The sequence below is a fragment of the Tabrizicola flagellatus genome (assembly GCF_008271465.1).
GTDB lineage: Bacteria > Pseudomonadota > Alphaproteobacteria > Rhodobacterales > Rhodobacteraceae > Tabrizicola > Tabrizicola flagellata.
The window spans coordinates 1-19,496 of sequence record NZ_VMDU01000010.1 but is presented as its reverse complement, the minus strand read 5'-3'; the positions used below and the strand labels follow the sequence as shown (position 1 = coordinate 19,496).

Below are 19,496 nucleotides of genomic sequence, written 5' to 3'. Positions count from 1 at the left end.
TCAGCCCTCGGTGTCCGGGTCGATCAGGGCTTCCCGCGCCAGCCTGTCGATCAGGGCCTCCAGATCGGCGGCTATCCGGGCGCGCGGCGTGTCGGGAAAGGCCTCGGCCAGGTCGGCGACAATGTCCTCCGGCAATGCAGGGTCGGCCAGAAGTTCCCAGATCAGCGCCGCCATCGCGTCCATCCGGTGGATCGCCTGCCCCTCGGCATCGGCAAGATAGAGGGTGCCGCCGATCTCGGCCGCGACCGTGCCGGCACGCTGCCGGACCCGACCCCGGATGCCGCGATCTGCCATTCGTTGCGCGCCGAACTCTGCCAGCCGGAAGTGGCGGTCCGGGCTGACTGGTTCTGAGGGAAGGTCATCCGGCCAGCCCTCAAAGGCCTGCTCCAGGCAGGCCACGGCTTCGGACAGGTCTTCATAGGTCAGCCGGAACACGGGGCGCAGGGCCAGAACCGAGGCCATCGCCAGCAGAACGTCGCCCGAATGGCGGTCGCGGGTGAAGTTCTGATGCAGCAGCGCGTCCATTGCCGCATCCGGCGACACGGGCTCCAACCGGGGCAAGGTGCGGTCGTCGCGCCGGTCGAGGATCACGAAAGCCCCCAGCGGGCGAACCACGCCATGCGCCGGCTGGTCCGGCAGGCAGAGATACTGGTACTGCCGGTTCTTCGGCCCGCCCACGCTGTCCACCCAGGCCCGGAAGAAGGGGTCGATCGTCCCGGGCAACGGCAGACGCAGGCGCGGAGCGATCCCCATGGCCAGCCCCCAGGCCAGGTCGTCCGTGGTGAAGGACAGGGGCAGCACATCGTCGCTGAACAGCGGATGCCCCGCCCGGGCCAGGGCCGAGGACAGCGTGCTTTTCCCTGCCCGCCGCACATTGGGAAAGACCACGAGCCGCCCGGCCATTTCGACCGCGGCCGCATGCAGGCAGATCAGCCGGTCGTCCTCGGCCGGCAGTGCGAAGGCAATCGCCGATACGGCGTCGCAGACGGCGTTCACCGCGTCGAACCGGCGCACGGGGCGGTCATCGACATGGCTTTCGCAGGCCAGAAGCCCGTCCTCGCCTACGCCGATCGAAAAGAAGGGCGCGGCCCCCGCCTCGCCTGTCCTGGCCTCTAAGGGCCACCCCGCAAAAACCTGCGGCAAGAGGCTCAGCACCTCGTCTGCCGCTTCCAGGCGCAGCGGGGCCCGCAGACCACGAAAGGTGACATACTGATGCATCACGAGCCGTCCTGTTACCCTTGGCACCGCATGGTGCCAAGGGATCTGCGGTGCGCAATCAGGGCTTGGGCGCCGTCGTGCTGCAACCGGCGTCATCGTCGGTCGGCCCAGAGCAGACGCTGGGCGAGGTCGAGCTGCTGGACCCGCCCGTGCCGCCCGTGCCACCCGAGCGGCTCGGCCCGCTGGACGAGCTGGAGCCGCTGGACGAGCTGGAGCCGCTCGATCCGCTGCTCGCCTGGGCGACGCTCAGGGTGGTGACTGCCGGCACCGCATAGGCGCCGAGGGCAAGGGCCGCAATCCGGGTCAGGGCCTTGCGGCGCGACAGGATGTCTTCCTTTGTCTTCGGTGTCATTGTCTTTTCCTCTTTACCGAGCTGGTTTCGTGTCCCGGAGGTAACGGATGTGTAACGGCCGGGATGAAAAGATCGATGCACCCGGACAGCCCGCCTGGCTACTTGCCGGAGGTTTATTCCGGGGAATTAAACCTAAGGTATAGGCGGACTCCTGCCCGGCCCCGATCGTCCCTTGCCGTTCCCCGCACCGCCGGAGCCCTTCCGACAAGACCCGGACGTGTCCGCTCAACCCTTTGTTTCAAGCGGATATTTTTGACCTTCTTTCCGTCGGGATTCTTTGTCAGCCAGACGGAAACAGCCCGGCATGCGCGCGTCGCAGCTCGGCCTTCTGGACCTTGCCCATCGCATTGCGGGGTAGTTCGTCCAGCACCAGCACCCGTTTCGGGATCTTGAAAGCCGCCAACCTGTCCCGCAGGGCAAGGCGGATTCGCTCCTCGTCCAGTTCCGCACCGCGCGCGGGCACCAGGCACGCCACGACCGCCTCGCCGAAATCGGGATGCGGCACCCCGATCACTGCCGAGGCCGCAACGCCCGGCAGATCGTCAAGCGCCGCCTCGACCTCGGCCGGATAGACATTCAGCCCGCCCGTGATGACGAGGTCCTTGGCGCGACCAAGGATCGAAAGGTAGCCGTCCGCATCGAAGGCCCCCATGTCGCCGGTGACGAACCAGCCGTCGCGGAGCTCTTCGGCGGTCTTTTCCGGCAGCCGCCAGTAGCCCTTGAACACGTTCGGCCCCCGGACCTCGATCGCCCCGGCCTCTCCCTGCGGCAGTACGGCGCCATCCGGCCCGGTGATCCGCACCTGCACCCCCGGCAGCGGCATGCCCACAGTTCCCGCGCGCCGCGCGCCCTCGTAGGGGTTCGAGGTGATCATGTTGGTCTCGGTCATCCCGTAGCGTTCCAGGATCGCATGCCCGGTGCGGGCCTGCCATTCGGCATGGGTCGCGGGCGACAGGGGGGCCGAGCCGGAGATGAAAAGCCGCATGTGCGCGGTTGCCTCGCGCTTCAGGCCGGGGTCTGCCAGGAGGCGCGTATAGAAGGTGGGCACGCCCATCATCACCGTGGCCCGCGGCAGGTCGGCCAGCACGGCGGCGGGCTGGAAGGCGCGGTGGAAGATCATGCTGGCGCCGGAATAGAGGACGCAGTTGGTGGCCACGAACAGACCGTGCGTGTGGAATACCGGCAGCGCATGCAGCAGCACGTCGGACTCGCTGAACCGCCACAGCCCCACCAGCGCCTCGGCGTTCGACGCCAGGTTCTCGCGGCTCAGCATCACGCCTTTCGACCGACCCGTGGTGCCCGAGGTATAAAGGATCGCCGCCAGGTCATCCGGCCCAAGCACCGGATCGTCGAAGCCGGTCCCCTGCCCCGCAGCCAGCGCCAGAAGTTCGGGCAAGGCCATGACCCGCGCGCCAAGGCCGGCCAGATCGGCAACCCGTCCCGGTTCGGTGACGGCCAGGGCCGGTTCGGCATCGGTCAGGAAATGCGCGGTCTCGGCGACGGTGTAGCCGGGGTTTACCGGTAGGAACACCACTCCCGCCCGCAGGCAGGCAAGGTAGAGCGACAGCACCGCCTCGCACTTCTCGACCTGAAGGAGCAGCCGATCGCCCCGCCGAAGCCCGAGCGACAGAAACGCGTTCGCCAGCCGCCCTGTATCGGCCAGCAAGCCCGCATAGGTGGCGCCCCCGACAATCCAGACCCGGGCCGGATCGGCAGCCATTTCCTTCAGCCTGACGATGACATCGGTGCTCATGCGGCCTCTCCCCCTCGCGTCGCGGGCATTTATCCGCAACGCCGGAGGAAACCCAAGATCCTTCGCCTGGAAATCTTGGCCTGCTCAGGCCCGGATCACCTTGGGCGGCGTGGCCGCAAGCCGGAACTCGGCCTCGACGGCCTCGGTCCCGTGCTCCTCGGCCAGCTTCAGCAGGGCAAAGCGCACCCGCGCCACCTCGCGGTAGAAGGCCAGATAGGCCGCGTTCAGCGTGGCGCCCGATACCGCGCCCAGGACCGGGATCGCCTGGGCCGCGAGCTTCTGGCCCAGCACCGCTGCAAGCTTCGGCGCGATGGCAGCGATCAGGTTCTGGACTGCCGAACCCGTCAGGGCCAGCCGCGAGCCGATGAACGAGGTGTTGACCCCGTCATCCTGCTTCAGCGGGCTTCCGGCCGAGAACACCTGCAGGCATTCGGCGCGCACCCAGTCCTCGTTCGGATCAAAGCCCGCCGCCCGGGCCTCGGCCCGGATTGCGTTCAGGAACAGCGTCACCGTCACCGGCAGTTCGGCCACCGCCGTCGGCAGCCCCCCCGCCCCGCCGGCGGCCCCGCTTGCGATCACGGCGGCCATCGGACCGCGCGGCCCCAGGTCCGGCGTCCGGGCGGCGACGCCGTAGGACGCCTCCAGCGCCTGGGCCGTCACCCGCTCGATCTGGCTGCGGACCGACTCCGGCAAGGCCGAGAGCTGTGCCTCGAAGGCGCCGCCCAGCCGGTTGACCAGCCGGATCACGGGCCCGTTCGCGCGCCTGTAGCGACGGGCAAGCTCGGCCACCTCGGCAGCAAGGTCGGATGTCGGTTCGGTCAGGTCGCGGTCCATGGCCCTGATATGGGGCCGCCGGCGCCCCGCGCAATGCCCACCGCGGCCGGGTCGCTCAGGTTGCCTTCGTGACCTTTCCGCGCACGCCCTCCCAGGCCCCGGCCTTCAGTTCCAGCCCCAGGATCCGGTCGGGGTTGGTGGGCGGCGGCATCTCCACCCCTTCCAGCTTGCGAAAGCCGAAGCGGCTGTAATACGGCGCGTCGCCGACCAGCATGACCCGCTCCCAGCCCAGCCGCCGCGCCTCGGCCAGGCTTTCGTTGATGAGAAGCGCCCCCAACCCCTCGCCCTGATGGGTCGGGTGGACGGCAATCGGGCCCAGAAGCAGCACGTCATGCTCGCCGATCAGGGCGGGCCAGTAGCGGATGACGGCCACCAGCGCGCCCTCCTCGTCGCGCAGCGTCAGGCAGAGCGGCGCCACGGTCGGCACACCGTCGCGGAGCCGGTACGAGGACAGGGCCGTCCGTCCGGGGGCAAAACACAGGTCATACAGCGCCTCGACTTCCCACCAGTCATCCTCGGTCTCTTCCTCAAGCCGATACACGCGTCGTGGTCCCCCGAAGGCCTTGCCGAATCCACTGGCCTGAAAGCACTGGAATCGCGCCGTAACATGCCGCAGGGTCACGATCAATTTGCGAAAGGCACCTCGATGTTCTACCGACCCGCCGAAGGCCATGGCCTGCCCCACAGCCCGTTCTCGGCCATCGTCGCCCCGCGGCCGATCGGCTGGATTTCTACCCGCGCCGGCACCGGGGACAACCTGGCCCCCTATTCCTTCTTCAACGCCGTCGGCTACACGCCACCGCAGGTGATGTTCGCGGGCGACTTCCGCGACAGCATGGCCAACGCCGTGGAAAGCGGCGTCTTTGCCGTGAACATCGTGGCCGAAGCGGCGCTCGAGGCGATGAACGCCACCTCGGCCCGTTACCCCCGTGGAACCGATGAGTTCGCGGCCGCAGGCGTGGCCAAGGCGGAATGTGTCGCCATCGACTGCCCCCGCGTGGCCGACGCGCCCGCGACGCTGGAATGCCAGGTGGTGAAGCTCGTGGACCTGATCGGCCCCGAGAAGCTCCTTCTGGGCGAGGTCGTCGGCATCCACATCCGCGACGACTGCCTGGTGAACGGCCGGCTCGACCCGACCCGCTACCACCCTGCGGCGCGGCTGGGCTATCACGACTACACCTTCGTCCGCGAGATCCGGGAACTCCGCCGCCCGAAGGACCCCGCCGGGGGATGACCCCTGCCCGCAGCCGATAGCCCTTGCGCCCAAGGCCGCAATCTGTATAAGGCCGCATCCTTTCCGCTTATCCATGAACCGGCGATGCCTCTCGTGGACGGGCTGCGGAAAGGGTCATAGCCCGTCCTGTGAAGCCGCCCGAGACACGAAGGAAGCCCGCATGCCTCTTTACGAGCATGTCTTCATCGCGCGCCAGGACCTGTCCAACGCGCAGGCCGAAGGTCTGATCGAACATTTCTCCACCGTCCTCGCGGACAACGGCGGCAAGGTCGTTGAAAACGAGTACTGGGGCGTCAAGACGATGGCCTACAAGATCAACAAGAACCGCAAGGGGCATTATGCCTTCCTGAAGTCGGACGCGCCCGCCGCGGCCGTGCAGGAAATGGAACGCCTGATGCGGCTGCATGACGACGTGATGCGCGTGCTGACCATCAAGGTGGACAAGCATGCCGAAGGCCCGTCGGTCCAGATGCAGAAGCGCGACGACCGTGAAGACCGCGGCGACCGTGGCGGCTTTGGCAGCGGCGAACGCCGCGAGCGTCCGTCGTTCGGCGACCGTCCCGACCGTGGCGCCGACCGTGGCGAGCGTCCGTCGTTCGGCGCTCCGCGTCGTTGATCCGAGGAAAGGAATAGACCATGGCGAACAAGCCGTTTTTCCGCCGCCGCAAGGTTTGCCCCTTCTCGGGGGACAACGCTCCGGCCATCGACTACAAGGACACCCGTCTTCTCCAGCGCTACATCTCCGAGCGCGGCAAGATCGTCCCGTCCCGCATCACCGCAGTCTCGGCGAAGAAGCAGCGTGAACTGGCCCAGGCCATCAAGCGCGCCCGCTTCCTGGCCCTGCTGCCCTATGCCGTGAAATAAGGAGCACCTGACATGCAAGTGATCCTTCTGGAACGTGTGGCCAAGCTTGGCCAGATGGGCGAGGTGGTGAACGTCAAGGACGGTTACGCCCGCAACTTCCTCCTGCCGCAAGGCAAGGCCCTGCGCGCCAACGACGCCAACATCAAGGCATTCGAGGCGAAGAAGGCCCAGCTCGAGGCCACCAACCTGGAAACCCGCCGGGAAGCCGAAGCCGTGGCCGAAAAGCTCGACGGCCAGACCTTCATCGTGATCCGCTCGGCCTCCGACGCCGGGGCGCTCTACGGCTCGGTCACGCCGCGCGATGCGGCCGAGGCCGCGACCGAGGCGGGCTTCACCGTCAATCGGTCGCAGGTCGTGCTGGACAAGCCGATCAAGGAACTGGGCCTGCACACGGTCTCCGTGCGTCTGCACCCGGAGGTTGCGGTCAAGATCAAGCTGAACGTCGCCCGTTCGGTGGAAGAGGCCGAGCTGCAGGCCTCGGGCAAGTCGGTCGCCGAACTCGCTGCCGAAGCCGAAGCCCAGGCCGAATTCGAGATCGCCGAACTCTTCGACGAAATGGGAGCCGCCGCGTCGGAAGAATAAGGCTTTCCCGTCAGGGGTTTGCAAGCCGCGTCCGGGCAACCGGGCGCGGTTTTTCTTTCGGGTGGCGCCATGTACAACAATCTTGACTTTTGTTGCACAAAACGACATGTACAACAAAGTAATAGATTGTTGTACAAACCATGATCCGTCACAGCCTGATCGCAACCTCTGCCTATCTCGACCTCTTGCGCAGCCTGCAGGACGAGCAGGCCTCGAACCTCCGCGGCACTCCGACCCGCGAGTTCCGCAATGGCCGCACCTACTGGTACGATGTCCACCGGGTCGGCACGACTGTGCGCAAGACCTACATCGGCGAGGACACGCCCGAACTGGCCGACCGTCTGCGGCGGACGCTGGCTCTTGCGCAGGACCGGCAGGCGCGCAGCAGGAAGCGAACGGAACTGGTCCGCACCCTGCGCGCCGCCGGAATGCTGGGCATGGATGCCTCGATCGGCTCGCTGCTGGCGACGATGGAAAGGCTGGGCGTGTTCCGTCTTGGGGGCACGCTCGTCGGAACGCAGGCCTTCCGGCTCTACGAAGGCGAACTTGGCATCCGGATCCCCGGCGACGAACTGGCACAGACCGGAGACGTCGATATCGCCCAGTTCGAGAGGCTGTCGCTGGCCCTCGGTGACCAAGTGGAAGAGCCCCTTGCCGACGGCTTCCGCGCCCTCGATTTCGCGCCCGTCCCCTCCTTGGGCAGCCGCTCGGTCTGGAAGTGGCGGCAGACGCGATCCGACCTGATGGTCGAGTTCCTGACGCCGTCCTTCCGCCCCGAGGAGGACATCCGCGATCTCCCCGCGCTCGGCGTTGCGGCGCAATCGCTGCACTTCCTCAACTACCTTATCGCCGAACCGATTAAGGCCGCCGCCCTCTACCGCTCGGGCGTCCTGGTCCAGATCCCCCGGCCCGAGGCCTATGCGATCCACAAGCTGATCGTCGCCGACCGCCGCCAGGGTCCCGACCGGCTGAAGGCGCGCAAGGACATGGCGCAGGCCGCCCTCCTGATCGAGGCGCTGGCCGAGGACCGGCCCGACGAGTTGCGCGAGGCCTACGAGGACGCGCTGGACCGCGGCCCCCAGTGGCGGGCGCATATCGGCGCGACGCTGAAACGCATGCCCGAGACCGCCGCAAGGCTGGCCGCGCTTTGACCTGCAATCACCGGGCCCAGGTCATGGCCGGATGAAAGGCCGGTGGCAGGTCAGCTACGGATCAGAATCTCCCTTGGAAACATGGAGTGGCGCTTCAGCCCGTCTTCAAGAGCATCCCTCTTGATTTCCGCGCCATCAGATCCCGCAATTCTGCGCGACCAGGGCAGGCTTTCGATGACCGAGAGGTGCTGATCGACATAGATCACGGAAGCTTTCATCGGGTCGTTCGTGGCAGCTACCGACTTGCGCAGCATTCTGGGGTGAAACGAAACATAGGCGGTCACCAAGGAGTCAGCGATGATGTCGCCTATCGCGGGCAGCAACTCGTATTCGCCACCCTCGATGTCGATCTTGATGAACACCGGCTGGCCGGGTTGCCGTTCGGTTGCCAACACATCATGAAGCCGCCTTGCTTCGACCGTCCATCGGCTTGTCCGGTTGGGAAACAGGGCACTCGACATCGAATCCCCGCCCTCGCCGCGGCCACCAAGAATGAAGGACCGTCCATCGCTGTTGATGGCGCACTGATGGAGTTCAAGCATCTCGACCCAGGCCTGGCCCCGATTGGCGGCAACGTTTGCCTCAAGCTCGGCGAAGGCGAGCGGATCGGGTTCAAAGGCGATGCAGCGGGCGGCGCGCTGAACCCCATAGAGAGCGGTCGGGCCGATCGAGGCGCCGACATCAAGAAACAGGGACTCCTTTCCGATGTATTCATCGAAGATCGCAAAGGTCTCAGGCTCCCACGCACCGCTGTTGACCCGTTTCCAGAAGCGCCGGTGGGCACCCTCTTCGACAGCGTAACTGCAGCTTCCGATCGCAATCGTTCTCGGCAAGACGCCCGTCCCCTCGCTGAACCCCTTGGGTCATCTTGCCAAGGCGCATGATGAGTGCAAGTGGCGGCTTCCGTCGCATGTAGGACATTGCCCGGATGACCTGGCGGCAGGCCGCACCCGAAGGCAGGGCCCTGGCGCGGCGTGCAGGAAAAGAAGGATGCCCGAGACCGCCGCAAGGCTTGCCGCGCTTTGACGGGCGGGTGTCGGCGGCAGGATAGCCGTGCGCCCAGCCTCGGCTAGCGTGGCCCCATGCAGCTGTCGGCCACCCAGCGCGGGATCCTCGCCCTTGTCGTCGGGATCGCGGTCTTCTCGCTTCAGGACGTGATCCTGAAGCGGCTTTCCGGCGATTATCCGCTCTATCAGGCCATGGTGATCCGCAGCCTGACCGCCGTGCCGCTGCTTCTCATCATCGTGCGCCTCATGGACGGGCGGCTGACCACCATCACCACCCCGAACTGGGCCCTGATGCTGGCGCGCGGCTTCCTGAACTTCACCGCCTATACCGCCTATTACCTGGGCCTCGCCGCGATGCCCATGGCCGACACCGTGGCGCTGTTCTTCACCGCGCCGCTCTTCATCACCATTGCCGCCGCCCTGGTCTTCAAGGAACGCATCGGCCCCTTGAACCTGATCGCGCTGGCCGCCGGATTTCTCGGCATGGTGATGATCTTCAACCCCGGCGCCAGCATCTTCGACCCCGCCGCGCTCCTGCCCGTCCTCGGCGCGCTCGGCTATGCCCTGACCCAGCTTGCCACCCGCGTCCTCGGCCGGACGGAAACGGCCGGAGCCATGACCTTCTGGGGCAACCTGTCCTTCCTTGCCGCGGCTCTCGCGCTGACCGCCGTCTTCGGCTCGGGCGCGCATGACGGCGCGACGCACCCCTCGCTCGCGTTCCTCACGCGCGGCTGGCAAGAGATGCCCGTGAGCGACCTTCTCCTTTTCATGGCCTGCGGGCTGATCGCCTCGGTCGGCCTGTCGCTCCTGACCTATGCCTACCGGGTCGCGCCGTCCTCATCGGTCGCGCCTTTCGAGTACAGCTTCATCATCTGGGGGGTGCTCTGGGGCTGGCTCTTCTGGGCGCAACTGCCGACCGTGCTCGCCTGGGCCGGCATTGCGCTGCTCATCGGCGCGGGGCTACTGGTCATCCGGGCCGAAGCCAAAACGGAAAAGGCCGCACCCGAAGGCGCGGCCTGATCCTCCCCGTCGGACCCGGGTCCGCTTCTTACATCTCGTCCAGCGCCTCGACGGCCTTCTGGAGCTTCTCCTTCGAGACTTCCTTCTCGGTCACCTTGGCCAGGCCCACGAGGTGATCGACCACCTTGTCCTCGAACACCGGCGCGCGCAGCTGCTGCTGCATCTGCTGGTTCTTCTGCACGAATTCGAAGAACTGCCGCTCCTGCCCCGGATACTGGCGGGCGGCGGCGAGGACGGCCTGCGTCATCTCGGCGTCGGTCACGGTGACCTCGGCCTTGCGTCCGATTTCAGCCAGCAGAAGCCCCAGACGTACGCGACGCTCGGCCAGCTTCCTGTGCTCGTCGGTCGGTTCGATGGTGCCGTGGTTGTGGCCGTGCTCGTGCGGATGCTCCTCATGCCACAGCTGGTGCGCGATCTGGTTGGCCTCCGCCTCGACCAGCTTCGCCGGCAGGTCGAACTTGACCATGCCGTCCAACTGGTCCAGCAGCGACCGCTTCAGCACCGCGCGGGCGGCACCCTTGTATTCGGCCTCCAGACGTTCGGCGATCTGGGCCTTCAGCGTGGCCAGATCCTCGGCGCCGAACTTCTTGGCCAGCTCGTCGTCGATCTCGGCCGGCTTCGGCTCCTTCACCGCCTTGACGGTGCAGGCGAAGACCGCAGCCTTGCCGGCCAGATGGGCGGCGCCATAGTTTTCCGGGAAGGAAACGTTCACCGAGACTTCGTCGCCGACCTTGGCGCCGACCAGCTGGTCCTCGAAGCCCGGGATGAAGGACTTGGAGCCCAGCACCAGCGGGTAATCCTCGGCCGAGCCGCCCTCGAACAGCTCGCCATCGACCGAGCCCTTGAAATCGATCACCACCTGATCGCCGTCCTTGGCCTTCGACCCCTTCTTGCGGTCCTCGAAGGACTGGGCCGACTTCGCCAGGTTCTCCAGCGCCTCGGCGATGGCCTTGTCGTCGGCCTTCACGATCAGCCGTTCCAGCTTCAGCTTGGACGCATCGACCTCGGGGATCGGCGGCAGCGCGTCATAGGTCATCTCGACCACGACATCCTGACCTTCCTTCCAGGTCTCGCCGCCGACCATCTTGACCTCGGGCTGCAGCGCCGGGCGGTCGCCGGTCTTGTCGAAATGGTCCTTCATCGCCGCGTCGATGGCGTCCTGCATGGCGTCGCCCAGAAGACGGGTGCCGAACTGCTTCTTCAGGATCGCCAGCGGCACCTTGCCCTTGCGGAAGCCCTTGATCTCGACCTCGGGCTGGGCCTCCAGCAGCTTTTCCTGGACCTTCGCGTCCAGTTCGGCCGCCGTCACCGTGATGGTGTAGCCGCGCTTGAGGCCTTCTTTCAGGGTCTCGGTGACCTGCATCTAGCGTCCTTCCACGTCATTCTGGGCCGCAAAAGGCGGCCGATACCGGAGTCTCGCCGCCCTATACGCAGGGACGCCGCCAACCGCAAGACGAAACGGCGGCAGGGCATGACCCGGCGCAGGCGGTAGCCGGATCAGAAGCGCCGCATCAGCCCGATCGTCAGAAGCTGAGTGCTCGTCCCGGCCGTGACCTGCGCGCCGGTCGAGGTGGTGCCGTCTAGGTCCTCCATCCAGACTTCCCTCAGGTCGCCGAAGGCCGACCAGTCGTCCCTGACCGGGACCGAGGCCCCCAGGATGACCTGCCCCGCCGCGCGGACCGCGTCCCGGTGCAGCGTCCCCCCGTCAAGATCGCGCACCAGGTCATAGCGCAGGTTCACCGCTCCGACGCCGATGCCCGCATAGGGAGTCAGGGATCCGCCGGTCGGAAAATCCCGGATCAGGTTCAGGAACAGACCGCCGGAATGCAGCTGTCCACCGTCCGGGGCGCCGATCGACCTGTCGATGTTCGCCACATCCAGCGACGCATGGAAGAGCTGCGCCTCGAGTCGGGTCTGCGGCGCGATCTCGCGCCCGACAAACCCGATCAAGGCAATCCCCGGATCGTATTCCGCCTCGGCCTCGCCCACGCCGCCGGAGAATGCGCTCTGCGCGCCCGATCCGCCAAGGCCGAAACCGGCATACCAGTCCTGAGCCGGTGCCGGCGTTGCCGCCAGCCCGATGACAAGGGCACAGGAGGTCACGACCCGCCGCAGCGGGAGCACTGTCATTATCATCTTTCGCTCCTTGAGTGGCGGTGCCGGGTCAGTCCGGCAGATCGCCCGTTTCCTCCGGCCCTGGCAGATCGGGCCGGTATTCCAGCAGGTCTCCAGGCTGGCAGCCCAACTCGCGGCAGATCGCCTCCAGCGTCGAGAACCGCACCCCCCGCGCCCGGCCCGACCGCAGGACCGAAATGTTCTGTTCGGTCAGCCCCACCGCCCGGGCCAGTTCGCGGGCACGCATCTTGCGCCGGGCCAGCATCACGTCGAGGTTCAGCACGATGGCCATGGTCAGACGATATGCGCCTGGTCGTCCGAAAGCATCGCGGCATCGGACATCGCCCGCGCGGCGCACAAGACGACACCGCACAGCAGAAGCAGCATGAGGTCCGGCACGCCCGGCGGGCCGGAAAGTCTTGGCGCATCAAGTGCCAGCACTCCGGCCAGCCAGGCTCCGCCAAGGCTGCGCAGCGCACCCAGCGCCAGAGTGGCCAGGCTGATATGCGTCAGGGCCGTGGCGGCCTGCGGGGAAAGCGCCTCTCCGCGCCGGATCAGACGGCCAAGCCGGTTCACGCTCCACAGGAACCACGACAGCAGGGTAACCGCCACAAGCAGGAAACCAAGCGCCGCGACACTTCCCGCCTCGAAGGCTTTGCCGGCCAGCAGGATCAGCGCCGGCAGGGCCGCCAGGCCGGCAACGACGGCCAGCAGCTGAAGCGCCAGGGGCAAGAGACCCCGCCGGGTCTGCATCTCGGGACCCGGTCGATCATCGGTCAGGATCGGCATGGAAACTCCAATTTTTCGATCATTACTTAATCTTAAATTTGATTCCTTGACCGTTCAAGCCGAAACTGGCGAGCATATCGTGACGTTGCGTCACGATCGGGATTGGCCCATGATCGAAGGGAATGGTGCGGGTGAAGGGACTTGAACCCCCACGCCTTGCGGCGCCGGAACCTAAATCCGGTGCGTCTGCCAGTTCCGCCACACCCGCACGCCGCGCCCTTCTAGCAAAGCCTTTGCCGGGGTGCGAGGGCGAAACGCCCAAATTGCGCCACAACCGCAGCGGGTTCAGGCCACATCTGCCCCGAAATCACCGAACCAGGATCGAAAGCGGACCACAAAGCCCTGCGAGTTTGCCGGAAAATGACGGGGAAAGGCAGGACAGTGGACGCCGACGCACCATTCTCTCGATCCGCAGGCGGGGCCGGAATTCCCGAAGCGCCGGGCATGCTCGCGGGAACCCTGGTGCGCACGCTGGACGGGCTGATCCCGGTCGAATTCCTCACCCCCGGAGACCGCATCGTCACCCGCGCCGGCGCGCGGCGGCTGGCCTCGGTCTCGGTCGTGGCGCGCAAGCAGGTGACGCTCGTCCGCATCAAGGCCTCGACCATGGGCCATGACCGGCCCGATCAGGAGCTGCTCCTCTCTCCCGGCCAGCCGGTGCTGATCCGCGACTGGCGGGCCCAGGCGCTCTATGGCCTGCCCGTCGCCGCAATCCCGGCCGCGCGGCTGGCGGACGGCGAATTCGTCTGCATCGAGACCCACCGCAACGTCCGCCTCTTCACGCTGCGGTTCGACGAGGACGAGGTGATCTATGCCGAGGGGCTGGAACTCGCCTGCCCCGCCTTCCTGGCCGAGCTTGCCTGACGCAACGTCGCGCTAGTCCCTCAATTCAAAGCGGGTCAGGATCGTGCCATGCCCGGCGCCTGTCCCTGCCCTGTCCCCGTTCCTGCCGCCCGCCGGTGGCCGTCATGACCGCCTTTCACTACATCATCGTCGGCGCCGGTTCCGCCGGCTGCGTGCTGGCGAACCGCCTGTCGGCCGATCCCGCCACCCGCGTCTGCCTGGTCGAGGCCGGCCCGCCCGACCGCAACCCGATGATCCACATGCCCTTCGGCCTGGCCGCGCTGGCGCACATGCGCTGGCTGAACTGGGGCTACGCGACCGATCCCGAACCGCAGCTGGCGGGCCGCCGCCTCTACTGGCCGCGCGGTCGGGTGCTGGGCGGATCGTCCTCGATCAACGCGATGATCTACATGCGCGGCCATCCTCAGGATTACCGCGACTGGGCGCGGGCGGCAGGCGACCTCTGGGACTGGCCCCAGGTCAGCCGCATCTTCCGCGAGCTGGAGGACAACCGGACCCTTGCCGGCGACCTCCACGGCCGGGGCGGGCCGCTGACGGTCTCGGACCTCCGCCAGCCGAACCCGCTCAGCCGCGCCTTCGTGGCCGCCGGCGTCGCCTGCGGGCTGCCCGAGTCGCGCGACTTCAACGGCCCCGCGCAAGAGGGCGTCGGGCTCTACCAGGTCACCCAGCGCGACGGCCGCCGCTTCAGCGCCGCGCGCGCCTTCCTCGACCCCGCGCGCGGGCGGCCGAACCTCACGATCCTCACCCGCGCGCAGGTGCGGCGCGTGCTGTTCGACGGCCGCCGCGCAACCGGAGTTGACCTCGGCCACCGCGGCCTGACGCTGGCCGAGGGCGGCGAGGTGATCCTGTCGGGCGGGGCGATCAACTCGCCGCAGCTTCTCATGCTGTCGGGCATCGGTCCCGGCGCGGAGTTGCAGGCCCTGGGCATCCCGGTCCTGCACCACGCGCCCGAGGTCGGGGCCAACCTCGCCGACCACCTCGACATTGTGGTTCAGGCGGCGCTGAAGGGCCGCGAGGCGATCGGCATCGCGCCCTCCTTCCTGCCCCGCGCGCTCCGCGCCGCCTGGGCCTGGCTGCGCCACGGGACGGGCGAGTTCACCTCGAACGTGGCCGAGGCCGGGGGATTCGCGGCCTCCCACCCCGACCTCGACCGGCCGAACCTGCAATTCCACTTCATCCCCGCCTATCTCCACGACCACGGCCGCCGGCTGTCGCTCGGCTACGGGCTGACGCTGCATGTCTGCGACCTGTTGCCGAAAAGCCGGGGCCGCATCCGGCTTGCCAGCCCCGACCCGCTGGCCGCCCCCCGGATCGCAGCCAACTACCTGTCGCATCCCGACGACCTGCCGACGCTCCTCGCCGGCCTGAAACTCGCCCGCCGCATCACCGAGGCGCCGCCGCTGGCCCGCTTCATCGCCCGGGAAACCCTGCCCGGCCCGGACGCGACCTCGGACGCGGCGCTGACGGATTTCATCCGCGCCCGGGCCGAGACGATCTACCACCCGGTCGGCACCTGCCGCATGGGGCTCGACCCCGCTTCGGTCACCGATCCCGAAGGCCGCGTGCGGGGCGTCGAAGGCCTTCGCGTCGTCGATGCCTCGCTGATGCCGCAGATCGTCGCGGGCAACACCAACGCCCCCACGATGATGATCGCCGAAACCATCGCGCGGGCCATGCGCGGACCGGCACGCGCCATCTGACTGTCATCCAGTTTTTACAATCCTGCAATCTAAGCGTCATGCGACCGGACTAGAGCCGACATACGCTGCCAACCACGGCCGCACGTTTTGCAGGAGTGCATCCATGAAAACCATCCACCTGTCCGCTTCGGTCCTGGCGCTTGCCGCCATGGCCACGATGGCCGAAGCCCGCGACCAGATCCGCATCGTCGGGTCCTCGACCGTGTTTCCCTACACCCAGGCGGTCGCCGAAGAGTTCGCCAACCAGGGCGGCGCTGCCCCGGTCGTCGAATCGACCGGCACCGGCGGCGGCATGCAGATCTTCTGCGGCGGCGTCGGCGCGGATCACCCCGACATCACCGGCGCCTCGCGCGCGATGAAGAAGTCGGAATACGAACTCTGCGTCCAGAACGGCGTGACCGACATCACCGAAGCCCTGATCGGTTACGATGGCCTGGCCATCGCCATCAGCCGCGCGAACGAGACCGACTGGAACCTGACGCTCGAGCAGGTCTACAAGGCCCTTGCCGCCAAGGTTCCGGTTGATGGCGCCCTCGTGGACAACCCCTACAAGAAGTGGTCGGACGTCGATGCTTCGCTGCCCGACGTGGCGATCCTCGCCTACGGCCCGCCGCCCACCTCGGGCACTCGTGATGCCTTCGTCGAACTGGCGATGCACAAGGGCTGCGAGTCCACCGACTACGCCAAGAAGCTGAAGGAAACCGCTTCCGAAGACGACTACAAGAAATTCGTCGAGGAAGACTGCTCGCGCATGCGTCAGGACGGCCTGTTCGTCGAAGCCGGCGAGAACGACAACCTGATCGTCCAGCGTCTCGAGGCCGACCCGAATGCCGTGGGCATCTTCGGCTATTCCTTCCTGTTCGAGAACCTTGACAAGCTGAAGGACGTCAAGATCAACGGCGTCGAAGCCAACCAGGACACGATCGCCTCGTTCGAATACCCGATCTCGCGTCCGCTGTTCATCTACGTCAAGAACGCGCACCGCGGTGTGATCCCGGGGCTGAACGAGTTCCTCGCCACCTACGCTTCGGACGCGGCCATGGGTGCCGGCGGCTATCTGGAAGAGCGCGGCCTGGTCGTTCTGGCCGATGACAAGATCAAGGAAGTCCAGGACGCCCTGAAGAACGCCGTCAACATGGCGGCGCCCGAGAAGTAATCTCGGCAACAATCGGCCCGGGGGATCTGTCTCCCGGGCCTATTCCCTTTCCAGACGGGGATCGTCGTGACCGGTCTTGCCTTCCTCATCCTATTCGTCGCCGTGCTGGCGGGATATGCTTTGAACCGCATGGCGGCCTCGCAGATCCGGGCTGGCGGTGGCAAGCTCCACTCGCTGACCGGCTTTCACGGCCTCTACTCCGCCCTTGTCGTCGGCGTGCCCGGTCTGATCGTGATCCTCCTGTGGCTCGCGTTTCAGGGGCCGGTGATCGACCGGTCGATCCTGGCCGGCCTGCCCGAGGACAAGCTGTCGGGTCTCGACAGCGGCGCTGTGTCGCTGGTCCTGGCAGAAATCAAGTCCATTGCGCGCGGCCAGGTCTTCGGCACGCCCGAGGACTGGAAGCTTGCCGCCGCCCAGACCATGGCAGAGCGCACCGCCTCGGCGCGCCTGGCGCTGGTCGTGGTGATCGCGGTCCTCTGCATCGCCCTGATCGCCTTCTCCCGCTCCCGCGTGTCGGCCGAATTCCGGGCCCGCCACGGGGTCGAGCGGATCGTGCTGGGGCTGATGATCTTCTGTTCCACCATCGCGATCTTCACCACGCTGGGGATCGTCCTGTCGCTGGTCTTCGAAAGCATCAAGTTCTTCCGCATGGTGCCGGTCAGCGAATTCCTGTTCGGCCTTCGCTGGGAACCGCAGATCGCCATCCGGGCCGACCAGGTCGCCGGCCAGGGCGCCTTTGGGGTGATCCCGGTGGTGCTCGGTTCAGTCGTCATCATGATTATTGCGCTGATCGTCGCTGTGCCGACGGGGTTGTTCTCGGCGATCTACCTGAACGAATTCGCCTCGCCCCGCGCGCGCAACATCATCAAGCCGCTGCTCGAGATCCTCGCCGGCGTGCCGACCATCGTCTATGGCTTCTTCGCGATCCTCGTGGTCGCTCCCTTCCTGCGCTCGGCCGGGGCGTCCTCCGGGCTGGACGTGTCGCCCAACACCGCGCTGGCGGCGGGCATCTGCATGGCGATCATGCTGATCCCGTTCATCTCCTCCTTCACCGACGACGCTCTGTCGGCGGTGCCGCGGTCGCTGTCGGATGGCTCGCTGGCGCTGGGTGCGACGCGGGGCGAGACGATGATGAAGGTGCTGTTCCCGGCCGCGATCCCCGGCATCGTCGGCGGCATCCTCCTGGCCGTCAGCCGCGCCATCGGCGAGACGATGATCGTGGTCATGGCCGCCGGCATCATCGCCAAGCTGACGATCAACCCGCTCGACTCGGTTACCACCGTGACCGTGCAGATCGTGACCCTGCTGATCGGCGACACCGAGTTCGACAACCCCAAGACGCTCGCCGCCTTCGCGCTCGGCTCGCTCCTCTTCGTCATCACGCTCGGTATCAACATCCTCGCGCTCCGCGTCGTGCGGAAGTACCGCGAACTCTACGACTAGGGGCCGGACATGTCGGACATCACCAATACCCCCGCCTCGCCCGCCCGGGCCTTCGACTGGAAGGCACCCGACTATCAGGACCGGATCCGCCGCCGCCGCCGCAGCGAACTGTGGCTGCGCAGTGCGGGGCTGGTGTCGATCACCCTCGCGCTGGGGTTCCTCGCGCTGATGCTGGCCGCGCTGACGGTCACCGGCTACAAGGCCTTTACCCAGACCCATGTCCGGCTAGACGTGCCGATCCCGGCCGAGCTGGTGGATGCCAACGACATTGCAGGCAGCAACTGGCGCCGGGTCATGCAGGGCGCCATTTCGGCCGAGTTCCCGGATCTGGAAGGCCGCACCCTGCGCGACATCACGGCCATGCTGTCGGACGGCGCGCAATACCGTGTGCGGGACACGGTGATCGCCGACCCCTCGCTGATCGGCAAGTCCGTTGCCGTCACCGTTCCGATGTCCGATCCCTTCGACCAGCTCGCCAAGGGCCTGGTCGATCGCGCGACGCCCGAGGCCAACCGCCGCGTCAGCGACGCCCAGATCGCCGCCTTCGACAAGCTGGCGGCCGAGGGCCGGATCTCGCGCCCCTTCAATACCGCGCTCTTCACCAACGCCGACTCGCGCTTTCCCGAACTCGCCGGCCTGAAGGGCGCCTTCGTCGGCACCTTCTACCTGCTCCTCGTCTGCTTCGGCATCGCCCTGCCCGTCGGCATCGGCGCCGCGATCTACCTCGAGGAATTTGCCCCCAAGACCCGGCTCAGCGACCTGATCGAGGTGAACATCAACAACCTCGCCGCCGTGCCCTCGGTCGTCTTCGGCCTCCTGGCGCTGTCGGTCTTCCTGAACTGGTTCGGCCTGATGCGCGGCTCGCCGCTGGTCGGGGGCATGACGCTGGCGCTGATGTCGCTGCCCACCATCATCATCGCCACCCGCGCCGCGCTGAAGGCCGTGCCGCCCTCGATCCGCGAGGCCGCGCTGGGGATCGGCGCCTCGCGCCAGCAGGTCGTCTTCCACCACGTCCTGCCCCTGGCCATGCCCGGCATCATGACCGGCACGATCATCGCCATGGCCCAGGCCATCGGCGAGACGGCGCCGCTGCTGCTGATCGGGATGAACGCCTTCATGACCTCGGCGCCGGCCACTCCGTTCGAAAGCGCGACGACGCTGCCCACCCAGATCTACATCTGGGCCGACAGCCCGGAACGGGGCTTCGTCAGCCGCACCTCGGCCGCGATCCTCGTGCTCCTGGCCATTCTTGTCCTGATGAACGGCCTGGCCATCTGGCTGCGCCGCAAGTTCGAACGTCGCTGGTAAGGATATGGACGCCATGAACGACATGACCCGCACAGGGCTGCACACCGACACCGCGACGGCGAAGATCTCGGCGCGGGGGGTGCAGGTCTATTACGGCCAGAACCAC

The 19,496-nt window shown here is 67.0% G+C and carries 21 protein-coding genes and 1 tRNA gene; 11 read left to right on the top strand and 11 right to left on the bottom strand.

The features are described from left to right. The 5 genes from FL625_RS13030 to FL625_RS13010 all read right to left on the bottom strand — a co-directional run bounded on the left by FL625_RS13030 (position 1) and on the right by FL625_RS13010 (position 4,698). Positions 1–1,218 carry a PqqD family peptide modification chaperone gene (locus tag FL625_RS13030; RefSeq protein ID WP_160147779.1) on the bottom strand — a complete coding sequence of 406 codons (1,218 nt, stop codon included), beginning with the start codon at positions 1,216–1,218 and terminating at the stop codon, positions 1–3. 58 nt (positions 1,219–1,276) lie between these two features. After that, positions 1,277–1,570 carry a hypothetical protein gene (locus FL625_RS13025; RefSeq protein WP_149589116.1) on the bottom strand — a complete coding sequence of 98 codons (294 nt, stop codon included), beginning with the start codon at positions 1,568–1,570 and terminating at the stop codon, positions 1,277–1,279. 280 nt (positions 1,571–1,850) lie between these two features. Continuing rightward, on the bottom strand, positions 1,851–3,323 hold the full coding sequence (locus tag FL625_RS13020; protein WP_149589115.1) for an AMP-binding protein: 1,473 nt from the start codon (positions 3,321–3,323) through the stop codon (positions 1,851–1,853). Between the two features lie 84 nt (positions 3,324–3,407). Continuing rightward, positions 3,408–4,157: an EcsC family protein gene (locus tag FL625_RS13015; protein WP_149589114.1), complete on the bottom strand. Its 750-nt coding sequence runs from the start codon at positions 4,155–4,157 to the stop codon at positions 3,408–3,410. A 55-nt stretch (positions 4,158–4,212) separates the two neighbouring features. Next, a complete protein-coding gene (locus FL625_RS13010) occupies positions 4,213–4,698 on the bottom strand; it encodes a GNAT family N-acetyltransferase (RefSeq protein WP_149589113.1) in 486 nt (161 codons plus the stop codon). A gap of 105 nt (positions 4,699–4,803) precedes the next feature. On the opposite strand from FL625_RS13010, the gene FL625_RS13005 reads away from it, so the two are divergent. The 5 genes from FL625_RS13005 (at position 4,804) to FL625_RS12985 (ending at position 7,988) form a co-directional block, all read left to right on the top strand. Further along, positions 4,804–5,391, top strand: coding sequence for a flavin reductase family protein (locus FL625_RS13005; protein WP_149589112.1), 588 nt, complete (start codon positions 4,804–4,806; stop codon positions 5,389–5,391). Positions 5,392–5,551: 160 nt separating this feature from the next. Beyond that, complete coding sequence (rpsF, locus tag FL625_RS13000) at positions 5,552–6,007, top strand: 30S ribosomal protein S6 (RefSeq protein ID WP_149589111.1); 456 nt, start codon at positions 5,552–5,554, stop codon at positions 6,005–6,007. A 20-nt stretch (positions 6,008–6,027) separates the two neighbouring features. Continuing rightward, on the top strand, positions 6,028–6,255 hold the full coding sequence (gene rpsR / locus FL625_RS12995) for a 30S ribosomal protein S18 (protein ID WP_103256213.1): 228 nt from the start codon (positions 6,028–6,030) through the stop codon (positions 6,253–6,255). Positions 6,256–6,267: 12 nt separating this feature from the next. Further along, positions 6,268–6,837 carry a 50S ribosomal protein L9 gene (rplI, locus tag FL625_RS12990; protein ID WP_149589110.1) on the top strand — a complete coding sequence of 190 codons (570 nt, stop codon included), beginning with the start codon at positions 6,268–6,270 and terminating at the stop codon, positions 6,835–6,837. Between the two features lie 140 nt (positions 6,838–6,977). After that, complete coding sequence (locus FL625_RS12985; RefSeq protein ID WP_149589109.1) at positions 6,978–7,988, top strand: nucleotidyltransferase family protein; 1,011 nt, start codon at positions 6,978–6,980, stop codon at positions 7,986–7,988. A gap of 50 nt (positions 7,989–8,038) precedes the next feature. Here the strand turns inward: FL625_RS12985 and FL625_RS12980 are convergent, their stop codons facing one another. Further along, positions 8,039–8,821, bottom strand: a complete 783-nt coding sequence (locus FL625_RS12980; protein ID WP_149589108.1) for an FkbM family methyltransferase — start codon at positions 8,819–8,821, stop codon at positions 8,039–8,041. Between the two features lie 249 nt (positions 8,822–9,070). Between FL625_RS12980 and FL625_RS12975 the strand changes: the two genes are divergently transcribed. Then, positions 9,071–10,015 (top strand): DMT family transporter, encoded by a 945-nt coding sequence (locus tag FL625_RS12975; RefSeq protein ID WP_149589107.1) that lies wholly within the window; start codon positions 9,071–9,073, stop codon positions 10,013–10,015. Between the two features lie 28 nt (positions 10,016–10,043). Here FL625_RS12975 and tig read toward each other — a convergent pair whose 3' ends face one another. The 5 genes from tig to FL625_RS12950 all read right to left on the bottom strand — a co-directional run bounded on the left by tig (position 10,044) and on the right by FL625_RS12950 (position 13,127). Continuing rightward, positions 10,044–11,378, bottom strand: a complete 1,335-nt coding sequence (gene tig / locus FL625_RS12970) for a trigger factor (RefSeq protein ID WP_149589106.1) — start codon at positions 11,376–11,378, stop codon at positions 10,044–10,046. A gap of 134 nt (positions 11,379–11,512) precedes the next feature. After that, positions 11,513–12,151 (bottom strand): outer membrane beta-barrel protein, encoded by a 639-nt coding sequence (locus FL625_RS12965; RefSeq protein ID WP_149589105.1) that lies wholly within the window; start codon positions 12,149–12,151, stop codon positions 11,513–11,515. A gap of 28 nt (positions 12,152–12,179) precedes the next feature. Next, positions 12,180–12,422, bottom strand: a complete 243-nt coding sequence (locus tag FL625_RS12960; RefSeq protein ID WP_149589104.1) for a helix-turn-helix domain-containing protein — start codon at positions 12,420–12,422, stop codon at positions 12,180–12,182. A gap of 2 nt (positions 12,423–12,424) precedes the next feature. After that, positions 12,425–12,919 (bottom strand): hypothetical protein, encoded by a 495-nt coding sequence (locus tag FL625_RS12955; RefSeq protein WP_149589103.1) that lies wholly within the window; start codon positions 12,917–12,919, stop codon positions 12,425–12,427. Positions 12,920–13,042: 123 nt separating this feature from the next. After that, positions 13,043–13,127 (bottom strand) — tRNA-Leu (locus FL625_RS12950). Positions 13,128–13,363: 236 nt separating this feature from the next. Here FL625_RS12950 and FL625_RS12945 point away from each other — a divergent pair. From FL625_RS12945 to pstA, 5 genes are all read left to right on the top strand, one after another. Next, a complete protein-coding gene (locus FL625_RS12945) occupies positions 13,364–13,783 on the top strand; it encodes a Hint domain-containing protein (protein WP_149589102.1) in 420 nt (139 codons plus the stop codon). Positions 13,784–13,887: 104 nt separating this feature from the next. Beyond that, positions 13,888–15,483, top strand: a complete 1,596-nt coding sequence (locus FL625_RS12940) for a GMC family oxidoreductase (RefSeq protein ID WP_149589189.1) — start codon at positions 13,888–13,890, stop codon at positions 15,481–15,483. 103 nt (positions 15,484–15,586) lie between these two features. Continuing rightward, positions 15,587–16,639: a substrate-binding domain-containing protein gene (locus FL625_RS12935; protein ID WP_149589101.1), complete on the top strand. Its 1,053-nt coding sequence runs from the start codon at positions 15,587–15,589 to the stop codon at positions 16,637–16,639. Between the two features lie 66 nt (positions 16,640–16,705). After that, entirely contained in the window at positions 16,706–18,082 is a 1,377-nt protein-coding gene (gene pstC / locus FL625_RS12930) for a phosphate ABC transporter permease subunit PstC (protein ID WP_149589100.1), read from the top strand. A 9-nt stretch (positions 18,083–18,091) separates the two neighbouring features. Continuing rightward, positions 18,092–19,390 (top strand): phosphate ABC transporter permease PstA, encoded by a 1,299-nt coding sequence (gene pstA / locus FL625_RS12925; protein WP_149589099.1) that lies wholly within the window; start codon positions 18,092–18,094, stop codon positions 19,388–19,390. The last annotated feature ends 106 nt before the right edge of the window (positions 19,391–19,496 follow it).